This is a genomic window from Chryseotalea sp. (assembly GCF_057350905.1).
Genome location: NZ_JBMRCF010000001.1, coordinates 163,350 through 179,217, shown reverse-complemented (window position 1 = coordinate 179,217; position 15,868 = coordinate 163,350). Strand labels below are relative to the sequence as shown.

Below are 15,868 nucleotides of genomic sequence, written 5' to 3'. Positions count from 1 at the left end.
AAATTTCTTAATTCTTTTGTTTAAATAAAGGATAGGTGATTTGTTTCCAAAAAGTTTTAGGGAAAATCTCATCTCCATCAAAGCCCAGTTTTTCATCACGCCCACTTTTAGGAATATAAGCCGTACCAAAAATATAATCCCAAATACTTAAACTTAAGCCATAGTTTACACCATATTGATTTGGCAATTTTTTAGCGTGGTGCCAAATGTGCATGGTTGGGCTATTCAATATATATTTTAATGGACCGTACGTAATATTTAAGTTTGAGTGATTGAGATGGCCAATGGCGACTGCTGTGATGTGTATAATAAAGAAATCCTGCAACCCAAAACCGATCATCGCCAGCGGTATATATTGGATCACTTTATAAATGATTGTTTCCATCCAATGAAAGCGCAGGTGGGCAGCGAAGCCCATTTCTTCAACAGAATGATGTACTTTATGAAACTCCCACATCCACGGTATGCGGTGTAATAAGCGGTGGATGTTCCATTGAATAAAATCGGCTATTACAAACATCGTTAGCAGCTTAGCCCACACCGGCCAGCTTTGCACGTTGATGGCTACCAGATTAGTGATGCCAAACAAAGCAAGAAAATCATTAAAGGCATTTACGCCAATGTTCGAGATGGCATTGTAACCAATTAATGAAAACAGAAAGAAGTTAAAGAACATATAAAAGCCATCTAGCCAGAAATCTTTTCTTATAATGGACTGTCCTTTACGCCAGGGAACAATTATTTCGAGTATCCACACAAAAAGTGATAAACCTACCAGCCACCAGAAATAATTGTGCCACCCCGGATAGGCCACTTCATTAACAAAGTAGTTCCAATAACCCGTGTACGAATCAACTATAATTTTCCAATACGCTCCCATACCTAACTTAAATCGAGCAATAAAACAATTGCAGTAACAATGGTTAAACACATGATGCAAACAATGAGCAGCTTAAGAACAGTTTTGGATGCTTTCATGGTTCGTAAACCTTATTACCTTTATTTAACCACACACCCCAGGTTTTGTTATAAGCATGAATATTGCTGGTTTCCCTTTCATTACTATTGACAATCTTATTTCCCTGATTTACCCATTCAAAAATACCTCCATACAAATTTGAAACGTTGGTAAAGCCAGCACTTTTCAACTTCTCAGCAATCTTCTCACTCCGATAGCCCACAGAACAATACACAACTATTGCTGCATCTTTATAGATATTTTTTACTGAATCAATACTGAAATTATCATAGCCAACAAACCTGGCTTTTAACAAATGACTTACATCGTATTCTGCTGCCTCTCTTGCATCCAGTAAAACCACGTTTTTCAACTTAGTTAGCTCAGCCACAGAAATCTCTTTGACGCTATGCGACAATAATGCTTTCAGTGTTAGATTAAAAGCGGAACTTTCAACCTGTGCTTTTGACCCGAAAGCAATAAACAACAAGAGTATTGACAAGACAAATCGCATTATTTAACAAAAGGCTTGTTTGCACTACGCCATCCGTTAAATCCGACTTTCAGTTCATATACTTCTTTAAAGCCTAATTCCTGTAGTATGGGGATTGTCTTACCACTTCTTCCTCCGGAAGCACAGTAATAGAATAAGGGTTTTGATTTATCGAGCTTACTCAATTGATTCTTAAAATCGCTGCTGTAGTAGTCAATCATTACCGCCTTCTCCAGATGACCTTGTTTATACTCATCTGGGGTTCTGATGTCAACTAAATTATATGTGTTTGTTTGCTTTAACTTTTGTTCAAATGCCTGTGCCTCCAACTGTTTTACGGCACCACTCTGCGACTGACAACTTAAAGTTATCAACATGAACGTAGCTACAAGGGATATTAGTACTAATTTCATTGCTTCTGTTTTATCTGTTAAAAACCTGCTTTTACGTATAACCAATTTTCGTTTTGTTTGCGCACAATTTCAACTATCCCATGAGAAACAACCCCACTGTATGGGCTAAGATCAGCTTTCGCTATTTTTCTTTGCGCCATAGTAAACTCACAAGCAACAACCTTAACATTGGATAGGTTCATTTTCGCCAACCGGTCGATGTAAGTACTTTTGTTTGATAACGTGAACTCTACACCGGGTCCGTTGCAAACTACCAGTACCTCTGCCGTTGGGATCTCCTGCTTCAGATTCTTAATCTGTGTCACCACCGATTTATGTACCAGCGTATCAGAAGATTGCAGGTGAAAAAGCACCTTGGGCGATTCCTGGCTGTAGCCAAATATAGAAAGGCCTAATAACAGTGATAAAAGCAGAAAATTCCTCATATAACCTAAATTTACTATTAACAAAAATGAAAAAGAAGTATTAAAAGTTCTGTGACTAAGGTTACAAATGCATAAATTGAGCTCTATATAATAAGCCCTTTTTTATGTTTCAAAATGTAGATAACCAACAATTCAGAGAACTATTCAAAAAACCTAATACGCTTGTTATTGATGTCCGTACCCCTAGCGAAGTAGCGGAAAGTCATATTCCTCAAGCAAACCTATTTTTAGACTTCAATAATGGAGTCTTTGAAAAAGAAGTAGATAACCTTGATAAATCAAAAAACTATCTTGTCTATTGCCGAAGTGGTGCCCGTTCTGCCAGGGCTTGCAAACTTATGGAAGAGAAGGGTTTTAAAGGTGAACTCTACAATCTGGCCATGGGTATTACCGGATGGGATGGAGACGTCAAAAAATGATTCGGTAATTCGTTGATTCGATGATTTGGTGATTGACCTCATCCGCAACTATTTAATCATTATTGGTTATTCGAATTGGTATAAATCCGAACTGGTTACCAATCATCTGAATAAATAATTTTCGAAAAACGGTCTCATAATACTTAATCTAAGCATTATCCGTCTGACCAAACTTACTTTTATAAGTAGCAGTCAGACGGATAATTGTTAAAGGCACAGATTAGCGATTACAACTCGCTTATCATTTCTTTATGCTCTGTACGCGACAAATGTGTTTCGCAGAGGGCCTTGTACCCGCCTCGCACATTGACAATGTTATGGTATCCCCTTGATTTCAGAATAGAGGAAGCAATTACAGATCTGTATCCGCCAGCACAATGGATGTAGTAAGTCTTATGCTTATCCAGTGCACTCATATTCTGATTAATGGTATCCAAAGGAAAATTTTCTGCCAGTACAAGGTGCTCTGCATCAAATTCACTTTTTCTTCGGGCATCTAAAATATTCATTTTATCGCCTAGTAGTGTAAGTGACTCCAGTTCCTGTGCACTTACTTCATCAAGGGTATCAACGGTATTACCTGCCTCTTTCCATGCTGTAATTCCTCCCTTAAGATAGCCCAGGGCATGGTCGTAACCTACTCGCGCCAAACGAATCACAACTTCTTCTTCTCGCCCAGCATCTGCTATAAATAAAATAGGTTGCTTCAAGTCGGTTATCAAGGCACCTACCCACGGTGCGAAGTTATCATCAATACCAATGAAGATCGAACCAGGAATAAATCCCTGAACAAATTCTTCTTTCTTTCTGGTATCAATTACCAAAGCTTCATTCCCCTCCCAGGCAGCCACAAACTCTCTCACGGTTAAAGGTCTTGTACCCACGCTTAACAATTCATCAATACCTTTCACCTCGCCCAATACATTCATCAGTACATTCGCAGGAAAATATTGTGGTGGTTCTGTCAAGCCCTCTGTTACAGCTTCAATAAATTCTTCTTTTGTCATATCTGCCCGTAAAGCATAATTAAACATTTTCTGTCTGCCTACTGTAGAAACTGTTTCCTTGTCCATCTTCTTACCACAGGCACTACCAGCACCGTGACCAGGATAAACAATTACCTCATCAGGTAATGTCATGATTTTATTGCGGAGTGAATCAAATAATAAACCCGCCAAGTATTGTGGAGTAACTTCAGCCTTTAACTTCTGCACCAAATCAGGTCTGCCGACATCACCTACAAACAATGTATCGCCAGTAAAGACTGCGTGTGAATTGCCTTGCTCATCCTTTAAAAGGTATGTAGTGGATTCCAATGTATGGCCGGGCGTGTGCAGCACTGTTATGGTTATATTTCCAACAGGGAACACTTCTTCGTCTACCGCCACGTAAGCTTCATATCCGGGTTTTGCAGTAGGTCCAAATACGATGGTCGCTCCTGTCTTCTTTGCCAAATCAATATGGCCTGAAACAAAATCAGCATGGAAATGAGTCTCCATTACATATTTAATCTTTGCACCATCTTTTTTTGCTCTTTCTATATAGGGCGCTGTTTCCCTCAGTGGGTCAATGATTACTGCCTCGCCTGCGCTTTCGATGTAGTAGGCAGCTTCTGCTAAACAACCTGTGTAGATTTGTTCAATTGTCATATATTGAAATTTTAGTGTTTGAGTTATCTGATGCAGGCAAATTTGAAAAAGCGCAATGATTCTGCATGTGACAAGCGTTACAGTAACAGGCTGATTTTTGTCAGGAATCAATAAGAAAGGCGGGGTGTGTGACAAATGTCACAATAAAGTGAGCTAGTATTCAGCTACTTTGTATAGAAACAAACATCAAAAAATACTTTTATGAAAAAGAATGTAGGATATGCCGATAAAGTAATCCGCATCTTGCTTGCGGTAGTTTTTGCAATACTCTATTTTACAAATACAATAAGCGGAACGGTAGCGTATGTAGTACTCGGTTTGGCTATAGTGTTTCTACTCACCAGTCTTGTCGGGTTCTGCCCTTTATATGCGCTTGTTGGATTAAACACCTGTCCGGCAAAGAAACAATAATTTTCCTGCTTTGACCGGAAAGGAAGCTCGCACGTTAATACAAACTTTCGTTGCTTAGCTAATAAATTATTAGTTTTATGTGTGAGAAAAAAATTAGCCGAACAGGCAGAAGAAAGAAAGACTTTCAGGGCTGTACTGAGTCGTTTTGGTAAAAAAACTAATTTCAAGGGGTTTTCTGAAGATACACTTTTATTCACACATGTGGTTGATGTCGACCTTAAACAAGTGGTATCAGATCATGTGTGGTTTACCTACAGCAAAGCTTTTGAAAGTCTTTCCCTTAAACTTGGCGATGTCATTGAGTTTGATGCCAGAATTAAAGGCTATCAAAAAGGTTATATTAATAAAAGTTTAGGCTTCCATAAAAAGACAGCGGATTATAAATTGAGTCATCCTACGAAGTTGAAAAAAGTAGAAGAATGACTTCGTATTATTCAATGACATGTCTGCTGCTACTCCACGTCAAAGTGAGAATTCAGCTGTATCTGGTTCATCTTTAAAAATAATAATCCAGTACAACAGAAAGGTGGTGAACATTAATCTTGTTGTGATAGAACTGCACCGACCCTTGCAAGTTTGGCTCCATATTACCTTTGTACACGTAAAGCAAATCAGCCTGCAGCCCTTGTAAGAATCCTGTAAACTTATACTTCGTCCGCAGGTTCGCCTGAAAGAAATCAGGCATTGCATATTTATTAAGTACGGCATTATCCACATCGCTCATCCAAAATGAACCAATACCCGCTGAAACCAATACATGGTGTGCCTTATCTGCATAGCGTTGATGTTGTAGCACAATGGCATGTGCATCCCCTGACCCCTCCATTCTTTCGCGCTGCATAAAGGTGTAGAGTGGTTCAACACCCCATTCGCGGGGAAAAAGGAAACGGCCATGTTTTGTTATTCTTGTGTAACTAAGGTTCCACTCAGCGTTGGTATATAAATTAGTTCTGGCAATTCGTCCGCTAAATGTATGCGATTGCTCCCCCTTGCTTACATATTGTTTCTCTACAGCAAGGGTATCGTTAAAAAGAGCATGTTGCCAAATATATTGTAAGCCTGTCATCCATTGTACATGATCATTTTTCTTTTTCCACTCTGTCCTATGAAATAGCGTGTTTTGTAAATCCGGTACAAAATAATTCCAAATTTCAGATTTCAAATTCTTGTGTAATACTAAGCTTGCGTTAAAAATGGTTATACCCGATGTTTTCACATAACCGGCATAGTCAGCTTTTAATCCATTGATCGCTCTTCCCATTGGGTAAACACCAATTGATTTGCCGATATCATACCAATGAATAGTTCCGCGTGGAGATGTCTTCCAAAAAAAGCCTCCTTTTAATTTAATCTTCTCCCAATTACTCCATTCAGTCCATATACCCTCTTGTAGGTTGGGGCGCATACGTCCATCCTGTAGATTAATCAATGGTGTAATTAAATGGAATTTGCCAAACTGCGCATAGCTATGTTTGTCTGCATTTAAATAATACCTGATGTATAAATCTTCTAACCTGTCAAGGTCTTCATGGTTATCAGGATTGCTGACATCGAATAGACCAAGCTCATACCTGTTTGAAAAACCATTCCGTGGGCCCAAATGCGATGAAGCCATATTGTAGATAATAAAACCCGACATGCCCACTTGAAAGTTTTTAATAATAGGTGAGTAATACCCAAGGCCCCCACCAACGCCTAAAGCATAATAGTCAGGATATTCATGGTGATTTGTCGTGCCCATAAAAAATGTTCTTAAATGCCCTTCGAAAGTACCCATCTTATGCAGCACATTACACAAACTGTCGTTCTCCACGCGTTGCTGGTTAATGATTGCCCTGCGAACAGACCAACTGGGGTCCTGATGTTGGGCATAGGTATATTGCACACTTAAAAGTGTAAGGCTGACCGCCAGTATTACATACTTCATTACTTGATTATTTCTTACCCGACACTTCCTTTCGTTTGCTCACAATAGGTTGATATGGACCAAACTTGTGTTCTTTTTCATTAAAGCCATCTGCAAAAGGACCAAACGGATGGTCTATTGGTTTTTTAGAAATATCAGGCCAATCCTTACTGATGTCCATTTTAGGTCTATCCATAGCATTAACATAGGCTGCTATATCCCAGGCTTCTTCATCAGTCAGCAAGGGTGTTTCATGCGTTGCTCCCAGTGGCATGTTTGCTTTGATGTAGCCAGCAAAACGTGATAACCTGAATAAACCTGCTCCATCATTGTAACTGTTCTTGCCCCATAAGGGTGGGTAAGTCCAGGCATTACCACCTTGATTTATCACACCTTGTCCATCACTACCATGACAAACCGTACATTTCTCTTCGTAGAGCATCTTTCCCTTCATTGGATCAGCAGCTCTCTCTAAATAAGATAGCTCAACCAGACCAGCACCTTTGGGTACCTCACCCTTAGGTACTCCGTTGCCCAGCCAATGAATGTAGGCTACTATTGCCTGCATCTCCATACTATTTTCAGCTAAGGGCTTTCCATTAAGGCTGCGTTCAAAACAATCGTTTACTCTTTTTTCAATCGTTTCTTCCGAACCAGATCTTGCCCTGAATTTCGGATAGGTAGATGCAACTGCACTGTAATTGTTTCCAAAAATCTTAGTGCCTGCTTCCAGGTGACAGTTCTGGCAGTTCATACCATTGCTTATGTTTAACACTTTTCCTTTCGGCCCCAGGTATTCAGCGGTATGAATAATTAATTCGCGTCCATAACGAATTTCATCTCCGTCTGCACTTGATGGAATGTTGCTTACATCTGGCGCCTCCCAAAACGACAATGCATTCTCAATTTTAATGACGGTAACAGCAGTCTCATTGGTTTGAACCAGGTCTGAAAAGAAAGTGGGTTTAACGTATAGGATACCAACAGCTGTGCTCGTCAGGATCACCAAAATAAATAAAGTGATGATCAGGCTTGTAATAAGCTTTGTAACTGTTAGTATTTCTTTAAACTCAGTTTTCATTTTGCATCTGCTGTATCATTATCATTTAGCTTTTTCTAAAATACTTTTGTTACTTCGAGTAGTGAGCCAAGCTTTGGGTTCTTGTAAGCTTTCAAAATTTTTGATTTGCATATCCGAAACATCCGCCATGTTTTGTACTGTTCTTTCTGCTAATCTGTTAAAAGTATCTTTACTTAAAACTGTAGCCATTTCTTCAATACCATGTTCTTCTGCTTTTGGAAACCAATGACTTGCAGCCCAGCTATAATCGTTTGGTGAGATTATTTTCCATTCTGTGTTATCAGAAAGAATTTTCTTCATCTTGATTTTTCAACTGCTTTAACAATTTCGCAGGCAAGTGTTCTGAACTCTGTGCTGGGTATAAAGCCTTTCCATGTCAGCAAAAGATATTGATCAGTTTTATAATGCTTAATAGTCAGGTGTTTATTTTCAAAAAGTAAGGACAACATATAATCTTGTTTATATCATACAAAGATCGCTCGTTGTCCTTTCCTTATCTGTGACTTTGATTACAGTACCTATAAAATTAATGGGGCAGTTTATCACGCAACAATCCGTATACCCATGTTCCGGCAATGGCGCTAAGCAGGGTGACAATCACTACCAGAAAACCACTCCCAATTTGTGCAAACAACGGCCCCGGACACGCTCCTGTAATGGCCCACCCTAAACCAAACATCAAACCACCAATTACATTTCCCCAATGAAAAGTCTTGTCGTGAAATACAACCTTCTCGCCTTGCATGGTTTTAATAGAGAATTTTTTAATTAATAGTACTGAAATAAGTCCTACCACTACTGCAGTTCCTATTACGCCATACATATGAAAAGAGTGCAGGCGAAACATTTCCTGAATTCTATACCAGGAAATAATTTCCGCTTTCACAAATACAATTCCAAACAAGATACCAACAACCATATACTTGATGTTTGCGGTAATTAAAGGCTCATTGGCCACCTGATCATTCGGTGCTTCACATTCAATAGGATGCTGAACCACCTGCGTATCTACAAATTCGTCATTAGTTTTTTGCATACAATATCTTCTTTATAATTAAAGTGTCATTAACCAGGGAAAAATGAGGTGTACCATTACAAAGCCACCTACCATAAAACAGCATGTTGCTACCAATGACGGCCATTGTAAGTTTGACAAGCCCATGATGGCGTGTCCGCTGGTGCAGCCTCCCGCATAACGTGTACCGAAACCCACCATGAAGCCTCCTACTACAAAGAATAAGAGGCCACGAATGGAGAAAAGATTATCAAAACTAAAAATGGAGGCAGGCATTAGTTCATTATGAGTTTCAATATTCAATGCCTGTAATGCCGCTATTGTTTTTTCAGAAACAACAATAGGGTCTGGGTTGCTAAGCCATTGGGTAGCGATCAGCCCACCAAACAATACGCCCGCAACAAAAAATAAATTCCATACTTCCTTCTTCCAGTCATATTTAAAAAAGGAAATATTGCCAGGAATACAAGCGGCACAGATGTGGCGCAAGGAGGAGGAAACGCCAAAATGTTTATTACCCAATAATAGCAAAGCTGGTACCGTCAATCCTATAAGAGCGCCCGCCACATACCAAGGCCAAGGTTGCTGAATGGTTTCTAACATAGATTATTATTAATATTTAGTTCAATTTAATACAAAGATAAAAAGATGACTTCCGTAAGTCCGTAACAAAAATTACGCAAGAAATTTTCGCTTAAGATTAAAAAAGTGATTCTGTTTGGGTAAATGTTTCCTGCAAGTTCTGTACGGTTACTTCCTATTTTTTTTCTTCAATGCTTTCTTATCAAGTTGCCTACTGATTTTATCCAACTTCGCCTCGAGCTCAAGGAGTTTACTGATAATAATAATGTGGGTGTGTTTGGCGTCAATGCCGACAACGCTTTCAGCACTCTTAATAGCATCACCTATTATTTGATAGTCAGGATGATGCTTTTTGATCAGTTTCTTTTCTACTTTCATTTTCAGATTTAGTTTTTTGTTTCTCGAATACATTCACAAATAAAATAGCCATGATACCACCATAGATAGAACTATTAACCGGTGAAGAAGTGATGGCACAACTGCCACTATTACAACCAATGTAATACCAATACACAAAACCTGCTGTTGCACCAATTACTGCGGCAATAGTCCAAATTACGAATTGCTTTGTATAACTATTCATCATAAATATTAAAACAAAAGCTCTTTTCCTAAGATATATATGCCCATGATCAGTACAAACCAACCAAAGGCCGGTTTTAGTTTCTCGTTAGGAATAAATTTGGTTAAATAACTCCCCAACACAATGCCGACAATGGCAAAGCCCGAAAATAGCAGCATAAAGTTATAATCGATGGCAAGACCAGATCCCAAATCGCCTGTAAATCCAACCAAGGATTTTAAGGCAATAATAAGCAACGAGGTGCCTACTGCCTGTTTCATGGGCAGGCCGGCCAATAACACCAGCGCAGGTATAATGAGAAAACCGCCACCGGCACCAACCAACCCCGTTATACTACCGACTAACAGACCCTCAGCAAAAATAAGTGGATAGTTATACTTGACATCACCCTCAATATGCCTTTGATACTTTGGTTTGCGTATCATAGAAAAAGAGGCCAGCAGCATGAGCACAGCAAACAGAACCATGACAAACAAGGCTTTGCTAAACACAAAATCACCAATACTGAAAAACGGATCCGGAATAATGGGGACTACAAATTTTCTGACTGCATAAACAGAAATAATAGATGGTATACCAAAAATAATGGCCGTCTTCAAGTGAACATTACCTTGTTTAAAATGTGAAAAAGATCCGATAAGACTTGTTAAGCCAACTACAAATAAAGAATAAGCGGTGGACAATACAGGATCAGCACCAAAAAGATAAACCAATATGGGTAGGGTTAGAATTGAACCGCCTCCTCCGACCATGCCTAACGATAGCCCCATGATAATTGCTGCAGCAAAACCAATAATTTCCATGTACAATAATTTTTATGCAAAACTACCGTACTCATTTACAGCCTACCGTAACTTAAGTCACATAGCTAGAGAATTGTAATCTTATTTCTAGAAAGCGTAATCTTTTTGCTCTTTTCTAATTGTTTAAGCAAGCGGGATACTACTTCCCGGGCTGTGCCTAATTCATCTGCTACTTGCTGATGGGTTACTGCCAATTCCCTGGTTTTATTCATTTCCGATTTTTTCTTGAGCAACTCCCAAAGTCGCTCATCCACTTTTTGGAAAGCAATGGCATTAATTACGTCCAGTAATTCTTCAAAGCGTCTGTTGTATAGTTGAAAAATGAACTCAATCCATTCCGGAGCGCTGCGAATTAATTCTACCGCCTTGCTGATAGGCAACATAAGGATTTCAGCTGGTTCATCTACAATTGCCTTAATCTTACTGCGCTCATTGCAGGTTGCACCCAAAAAGGACATAACGCAGCTCTCGCCTGGTTTTATATAATAGAGAAGTATTTCTTTTCCGTCATCATCTGTGCGCATTACTTTAATTGAACCATTCAATACAATTGGGATGGCTTGTATGTAATCATCTTCGTTCATCAACACGGCATCCGCTGCCATCCTGCGCATACTTCCGATTGATTTTAATTTTACGAGCAGTGAATCACTGATAAGAAGAGGTTGCATAAAGTTTAAAGTATAGGCGTAGGTTGATACAAAGATATTTTTTCAGGATAACCGAAACTACTGAAAGAAGGTTCACAAAAAAAAGCAGGTTACTTTTTGAGTAACCTGCTTTTTATTACACTATTAAAGATGTTACTTAACGTTAGTAGAAAGCTTGGCGATGATCACTTCTTTGGCTTCGCGATGGCGGCAATAAGTGCAGCGGTAGTGCTTCAATAGCAATCCGGTTTCATTGGCTGTTGGCTTAACTTCAATTTCTTCGTTTACAATTTTTGAAGTGAAGAAACCACATTCGGAACATTCTTCAGCATGCTGGTAGGCCATATATTTTTCAATTTTTTTATAGCCACTCTTCTCATCAATCCAAACATCATAATCGACAGAGTGTATATCACTTGATTCCTGATCAATCTGATCCTGATCCAAATGCACGTCTTCCTCTTCTTCAGTTAATTTACGCATTAGATTTCCAGAAGGAGATACACGGGGTTTATTTCTGATTTTTTGTAACCTTCTTTCTACAACACGTGGATAAAGTATACGCACTAAGCTAGATAAGGACACATAAGCCAGCGCAGCAAAACCAACTGTGTAAAATATACGCACGATTACTCCTGTAAGACCCTGCACATCGAATACATCTGCCACAATAATATTGGTATATAGAGCGGTTCCTACTATTAAAGCTATAATAGCATACCAGAAATATTGTATCTCATGAAGGTTTACATAGTCATACTTCTCCTTCAAATCTTTAAGCAGTAGGAGTCGCAGCTCGTGATATAAAAGAATAATGATGGCGATAGCAAAACTTGTGTATGCGCCAAGTGCAATCAGGTTATCCCATGATCGGTAGATTTCGGTACTTTCCATTGTTAACGGTTTGGTTGATGAAGGGAAGTTAATAAGTTTTCCTTACAAAAACCACAATCAAGCCACAAGGAATAACCTTAGGCCCTCCTAGATGATTATCATCCATAGCCAAGGGCTACTCAAAATCACAAAAAGTTTATCCTATAAAATCTGTAGGCCAAAGATTAGCCTATCTCAATGACCACATCGTCTGTCATAGGGTGCCCTACACAGGTTAGTACATAGCCTTCTGCCCGCTCTGATTGCGACAGGCCTTCCTCCTCATCTAATTTAACCTGGCCACTTAATGCCTTACCCCTACAAGCTGTACACAAACCACTTTGACACGAATATGGTAAGTCTATACCTTGGTCGAGTGCACTTGCTAAAATAGTGTCCGATGGTTTCACTGTTACTTTGTGCTCCATGCCATCATAGCGAATGACTACCTCCCTGGTTTTTACTTCACCGGATACAGCAGCACTGGCTTCCTTCTTAGCATCTTTATCAATAGTACCTTGTACAAAGCTCTCTTTAAAAATTCTATCCTTGGCAATGTTATGTTGTTCTAATAAAGAATCAACATTCTTCATCATGCCTTCGGGGCCGCACATCAGATAAGTAGTTTTATCTATTCCCCAGGCTGGTATGCGTTCAAATAATTTTTTGAGCATCTCATGGTTAAGCAAGCCAGAGTAGCCCTGCCAATTCATGGGTGCATTATCCAGCACATGTATTACATGCAACCGTCCCTCGTATTTTGTTTCCCATTTAGTCAACTCGTCTTTAAAAATAATGCTGTCAATATCTCTGTTGCAATAAATTAAGGATACGATACTTTCAGGCTCTTGGGTAAGCAAACTTTTGATAATGGAGAACATGGGTGTAATGCCAGAACCTCCTGCAAACATGATAATGTGACGTTTTTTATCTGAAGCATAGTCGGTGGTGAACTGGCCCATAGGCTCCATGATTTTAATGCTTTGCCCCTCTTTAAGATTATCGGGCAGCCAGTTACTCATTAACCCATTGTCTACACGCTTTACGGCTACTGCCAAATCTTCATCAGTAAAAGGCGAAGAACACAAGGAGTAGGCACGTCTCACCTCTTTACCAGCAATGGGAATAATTAACGTTAAAAATTGACCAGACTTGTAGAGTATTTTTTTATCCTTCGGTTGCTCGAACCAAATTGATATGGCATCTTTTGTTTCTTTAACCACGCGCTTCACTTTCAGGTCATAATAATGCGGACCACTGTGTTGCTCTTCTTTCTTTGATTCGGATTTCTTGAAAAAACTAAAAGCCATTTTGTATCAATTATAAAATGAAAAAATTTAAAGATTAAACCAGTATGTGAGTTTTAAAACCAAGGCCCTGTTTTTACTTAAGAGTCCTTCTGGAAAATAATTCTCGGTATATACAACAAAGAAATCGGAAGCTGGTTTAAAACGCCACTGAAATCTTGCGTTCAGGTTGATATTATCAAACCTGCTGTTGTATTGTACAAAAGTAGTAAGGAATAACTTATCTGTGAAGGTAAAGTCAAGCCTTGGACTCAAGAGTACAAAAACTGCGCTTCCATAAGGCTGTCCCAGTTTTATGTCGTTGTAGTCGCCAGAAAGTGCAATGCTGCCAAAAGGCTGTACCCGGTACCGTAGCGATGCATTGAAATTAACACGTTCTCCACTATAGTAAGTGCCATATAACACACCGGCATCCCAATTGAAAAGTTTACGTGTATCCGAATTAAAACCAAAGGCGAACTCAGACCAGGTATATTCTTCACCCGCCTGAAAAGCAATTTCTTGTTTTGGAAAAAGTGGGTTAAAAGATCCGGGTAATACCTGAAAAATATGGGCGTAGGATATGCCTAAACCTGAAGTATTAGAAAATGTCATCCCAAAATCTGCTGAGAAAGTCTGATCTGTTACTTTGCCATCGGGTGTCATCGTAAAATTATATCCATAGCTCGGGCGAACGTTGATGATACGCGTTGACTTAGGATAAATAGGATTTTCTACCCTGAAAAAGCCATTGGCATAGCCAGGATATACTTGCATGAGTGGTACGTAACCTGACTCAGCGTTATAATTTTTCCCCAGGTTTTCATGCCCGGCATAAACAGTGAGGTTACGACTAAAGTAGCCAAGAAATGCACCATAGGCATAGTTATCGCTTTCGGTAAAGTTATCGAGGGACTTAAAAAAGTATACGTCACTGTTCCATCGATTTGTCTTCGTAAATAAATTAAAATCACCACCGATAACCCTGTTATATTTATTAAACGACAAGGTGGTATCTCCATTCTCAACCTTATTCCGAAGCAGCGATGCATTGTAATAACGGTTGGAGTCGTACTTATCTAAACCTAGTGATTGTTTATTAATAAAAACCAAATCAACATTCGATCGCTTAAAAATCTGGCGCTGCACAACAGCAACAGTATAATTTTGATCTGGTAAGCCAAGCTTCTTCTCTTCCCGCGTTTGTAAATTCATTACCCCAATACGCCAGTCTGGTCCAAGCTTGCCGCTTAAGCGTGCTCCATATACAAAAGGTACTTTTGCCAGATTGCCCAGGGTATCTTGCGCAAGCCCGATACGTCTGGAGAAAAAAGGTCTGGTCTCACCAAAACCGGGTGTAGAAAATAGATCAGTATTCTCCAAAAAGAATTGTCTGCGTTCAGGGAAATTAACCTCAAAGCGAGTTAAGTTAATTACTTGCCGGTCAACTTCTACGTTAGAGAAATCTGGATTAACAGTCAGATCCAGGTTGAGTGATGGGGTAACCGCAATCTTCGCATCAAAGCCTGCATTTACTCCATAATCAGAAGATTCACCTGCTACTTTGTTACCTTCTGTAGTCAGATAAGGTATTACCGAAATATTCATACCAGGCTTGGGTAATGGCTCCTCCCAAACCATCGTTCCGGAATTTTGAAAAGAGGCTGGCATGTATTGAACAGGTGTAGCAATCCAGCTTGACACCTGATTACGACTTACATCATTGCGCAACACATTAAAATTCCACTCGCCAATATTGTATCTAATCGATTTAAAGGGGATAGCAATTTCTGCCACCCAGCGATCCTCATATCGTTTTACAGCTGAGTACCATTTGTTATCCCAGAAAGAAGAGTAGTCACCATCGGAAATGCCTGCATTGGCTACCGTGCCCTCTCGTTGCACACCGTAAGGTGTTATGTTAAAATAGAAACCGTTGGTAAAGTCATTGTAGGTGTTGAGGTAAATGCCAACGTTATCATTGGGTCCAAAGGCAAAATCTCTTCGTAAAGACTCTACGATAGGTTCCTTTGCCTCAGACATGCATTCAAAGCCTATATATAAAAAGTCTTCATCGAAGGTTATATAAAAATAGGTTGGGTTTGCAGGAGCGATCGAATCTATGGGTCTTGCTACCCAAAAATCTTTGCCTTTTTGAGATGATTTCCAGCTTTCTTCAACCAGTTCACCATCAATTTTAATGACATCGCTGGCCTTTTTTACCAAAAAATCAATACCTGCAATATTTTTCTGGGCAAAAGCAGAAAATGATATCAGAAAAAGTATCGGCAGGAGTATTAATTTCATAGCTCGCAAAGCTA

General features: G+C 39.3%; 21 protein-coding genes. 3 read left to right on the top strand and 18 right to left on the bottom strand.

The features are described 5' to 3' along the window. Positions 1–7: 7 nt before the first annotated feature. The 4 genes from ACO1XM_RS00765 to ACO1XM_RS00750 all read right to left on the bottom strand — a co-directional run bounded on the left by ACO1XM_RS00765 (position 8) and on the right by ACO1XM_RS00750 (position 2,289). Positions 8–880, bottom strand: a complete 873-nt coding sequence (locus ACO1XM_RS00765; protein WP_486225118.1) for a sterol desaturase family protein — start codon at positions 878–880, stop codon at positions 8–10. A 94-nt stretch (positions 881–974) separates the two neighbouring features. Further along, a complete protein-coding gene (locus tag ACO1XM_RS00760; RefSeq protein WP_486225116.1) occupies positions 975–1,472 on the bottom strand; it encodes a rhodanese-like domain-containing protein in 498 nt (165 codons plus the stop codon). Beyond that, positions 1,472–1,864, bottom strand: a complete 393-nt coding sequence (locus ACO1XM_RS00755) for a rhodanese-like domain-containing protein (RefSeq protein WP_486225114.1) — start codon at positions 1,862–1,864, stop codon at positions 1,472–1,474. Before ACO1XM_RS00755 ends, ACO1XM_RS00760 begins: the two co-directional genes overlap by 1 nt. A gap of 17 nt (positions 1,865–1,881) precedes the next feature. After that, positions 1,882–2,289, bottom strand: coding sequence for a DsrE family protein (locus tag ACO1XM_RS00750; RefSeq protein ID WP_486225112.1), 408 nt, complete (start codon positions 2,287–2,289; stop codon positions 1,882–1,884). A gap of 104 nt (positions 2,290–2,393) precedes the next feature. Between ACO1XM_RS00750 and ACO1XM_RS00745 the strand changes: the two genes are divergently transcribed. Then, positions 2,394–2,708: a rhodanese-like domain-containing protein gene (locus tag ACO1XM_RS00745; RefSeq protein WP_486225110.1), complete on the top strand. Its 315-nt coding sequence runs from the start codon at positions 2,394–2,396 to the stop codon at positions 2,706–2,708. 227 nt (positions 2,709–2,935) lie between these two features. Here ACO1XM_RS00745 and ACO1XM_RS00740 read toward each other — a convergent pair whose 3' ends face one another. Next, a complete protein-coding gene (locus tag ACO1XM_RS00740) occupies positions 2,936–4,357 on the bottom strand; it encodes an MBL fold metallo-hydrolase (RefSeq protein ID WP_486225108.1) in 1,422 nt (473 codons plus the stop codon). 201 nt (positions 4,358–4,558) lie between these two features. Here ACO1XM_RS00740 and ACO1XM_RS00735 point away from each other — a divergent pair, with 201 nt between their 5' ends. Both ACO1XM_RS00735 and ACO1XM_RS00730 read left to right on the top strand, forming a co-directional pair. Continuing rightward, complete coding sequence (locus ACO1XM_RS00735; protein WP_486225106.1) at positions 4,559–4,768, top strand: YgaP family membrane protein; 210 nt, start codon at positions 4,559–4,561, stop codon at positions 4,766–4,768. Between the two features lie 81 nt (positions 4,769–4,849). Continuing rightward, positions 4,850–5,191 carry a hypothetical protein gene (locus ACO1XM_RS00730; protein WP_486225104.1) on the top strand — a complete coding sequence of 114 codons (342 nt, stop codon included), beginning with the start codon at positions 4,850–4,852 and terminating at the stop codon, positions 5,189–5,191. Positions 5,192–5,264: 73 nt separating this feature from the next. Here the strand turns inward: ACO1XM_RS00730 and ACO1XM_RS00725 are convergent, their stop codons facing one another. The 13 genes from ACO1XM_RS00725 to ACO1XM_RS00665 form a co-directional block, all read right to left on the bottom strand. Next, positions 5,265–6,695, bottom strand: a complete 1,431-nt coding sequence (locus tag ACO1XM_RS00725; protein WP_486225102.1) for a hypothetical protein — start codon at positions 6,693–6,695, stop codon at positions 5,265–5,267. Between the two features lie 7 nt (positions 6,696–6,702). After that, positions 6,703–7,755, bottom strand: coding sequence for a c-type cytochrome (locus tag ACO1XM_RS00720; protein WP_486225100.1), 1,053 nt, complete (start codon positions 7,753–7,755; stop codon positions 6,703–6,705). Between the two features lie 21 nt (positions 7,756–7,776). Beyond that, positions 7,777–8,055 carry a hypothetical protein gene (locus tag ACO1XM_RS00715; protein ID WP_486225098.1) on the bottom strand — a complete coding sequence of 93 codons (279 nt, stop codon included), beginning with the start codon at positions 8,053–8,055 and terminating at the stop codon, positions 7,777–7,779. After that, positions 8,052–8,204 carry a hypothetical protein gene (locus ACO1XM_RS00710; protein WP_486225096.1) on the bottom strand — a complete coding sequence of 51 codons (153 nt, stop codon included), beginning with the start codon at positions 8,202–8,204 and terminating at the stop codon, positions 8,052–8,054. The genes ACO1XM_RS00715 and ACO1XM_RS00710 overlap by 4 nt, the downstream gene beginning before the upstream one ends. A gap of 77 nt (positions 8,205–8,281) precedes the next feature. Then, complete coding sequence (locus ACO1XM_RS00705) at positions 8,282–8,791, bottom strand: DUF6691 family protein (RefSeq protein ID WP_486225094.1); 510 nt, start codon at positions 8,789–8,791, stop codon at positions 8,282–8,284. 18 nt (positions 8,792–8,809) lie between these two features. Continuing rightward, positions 8,810–9,373: a YeeE/YedE family protein gene (locus tag ACO1XM_RS00700; RefSeq protein ID WP_486225092.1), complete on the bottom strand. Its 564-nt coding sequence runs from the start codon at positions 9,371–9,373 to the stop codon at positions 8,810–8,812. A 147-nt stretch (positions 9,374–9,520) separates the two neighbouring features. Further along, the gene (locus tag ACO1XM_RS00695) at positions 9,521–9,730 is read right to left on the bottom strand and encodes a hypothetical protein (RefSeq protein ID WP_486225090.1); all 210 of its coding nucleotides are present in this window, start codon (positions 9,728–9,730) and stop codon (positions 9,521–9,523) included. Further along, positions 9,690–9,938 carry a DUF6132 family protein gene (locus ACO1XM_RS00690; protein WP_486225089.1) on the bottom strand — a complete coding sequence of 83 codons (249 nt, stop codon included), beginning with the start codon at positions 9,936–9,938 and terminating at the stop codon, positions 9,690–9,692. Before ACO1XM_RS00690 ends, ACO1XM_RS00695 begins: the two co-directional genes overlap by 41 nt. A gap of 5 nt (positions 9,939–9,943) precedes the next feature. Next, a complete protein-coding gene (locus ACO1XM_RS00685; protein ID WP_486225087.1) occupies positions 9,944–10,738 on the bottom strand; it encodes a sulfite exporter TauE/SafE family protein in 795 nt (264 codons plus the stop codon). 65 nt (positions 10,739–10,803) lie between these two features. Then, a complete protein-coding gene (locus tag ACO1XM_RS00680) occupies positions 10,804–11,409 on the bottom strand; it encodes a Crp/Fnr family transcriptional regulator (RefSeq protein WP_486225085.1) in 606 nt (201 codons plus the stop codon). A gap of 132 nt (positions 11,410–11,541) precedes the next feature. Further along, a complete protein-coding gene (locus ACO1XM_RS00675) occupies positions 11,542–12,282 on the bottom strand; it encodes a hypothetical protein (RefSeq protein WP_486225082.1) in 741 nt (246 codons plus the stop codon). A gap of 164 nt (positions 12,283–12,446) precedes the next feature. After that, entirely contained in the window at positions 12,447–13,571 is a 1,125-nt protein-coding gene (locus tag ACO1XM_RS00670; protein ID WP_486225080.1) for a 2Fe-2S iron-sulfur cluster-binding protein, read from the bottom strand. 27 nt (positions 13,572–13,598) lie between these two features. Further along, positions 13,599–15,854 (bottom strand): DUF5916 domain-containing protein, encoded by a 2,256-nt coding sequence (locus ACO1XM_RS00665; protein WP_486225078.1) that lies wholly within the window; start codon positions 15,852–15,854, stop codon positions 13,599–13,601. Positions 15,855–15,868 lie beyond the last annotated feature (14 nt).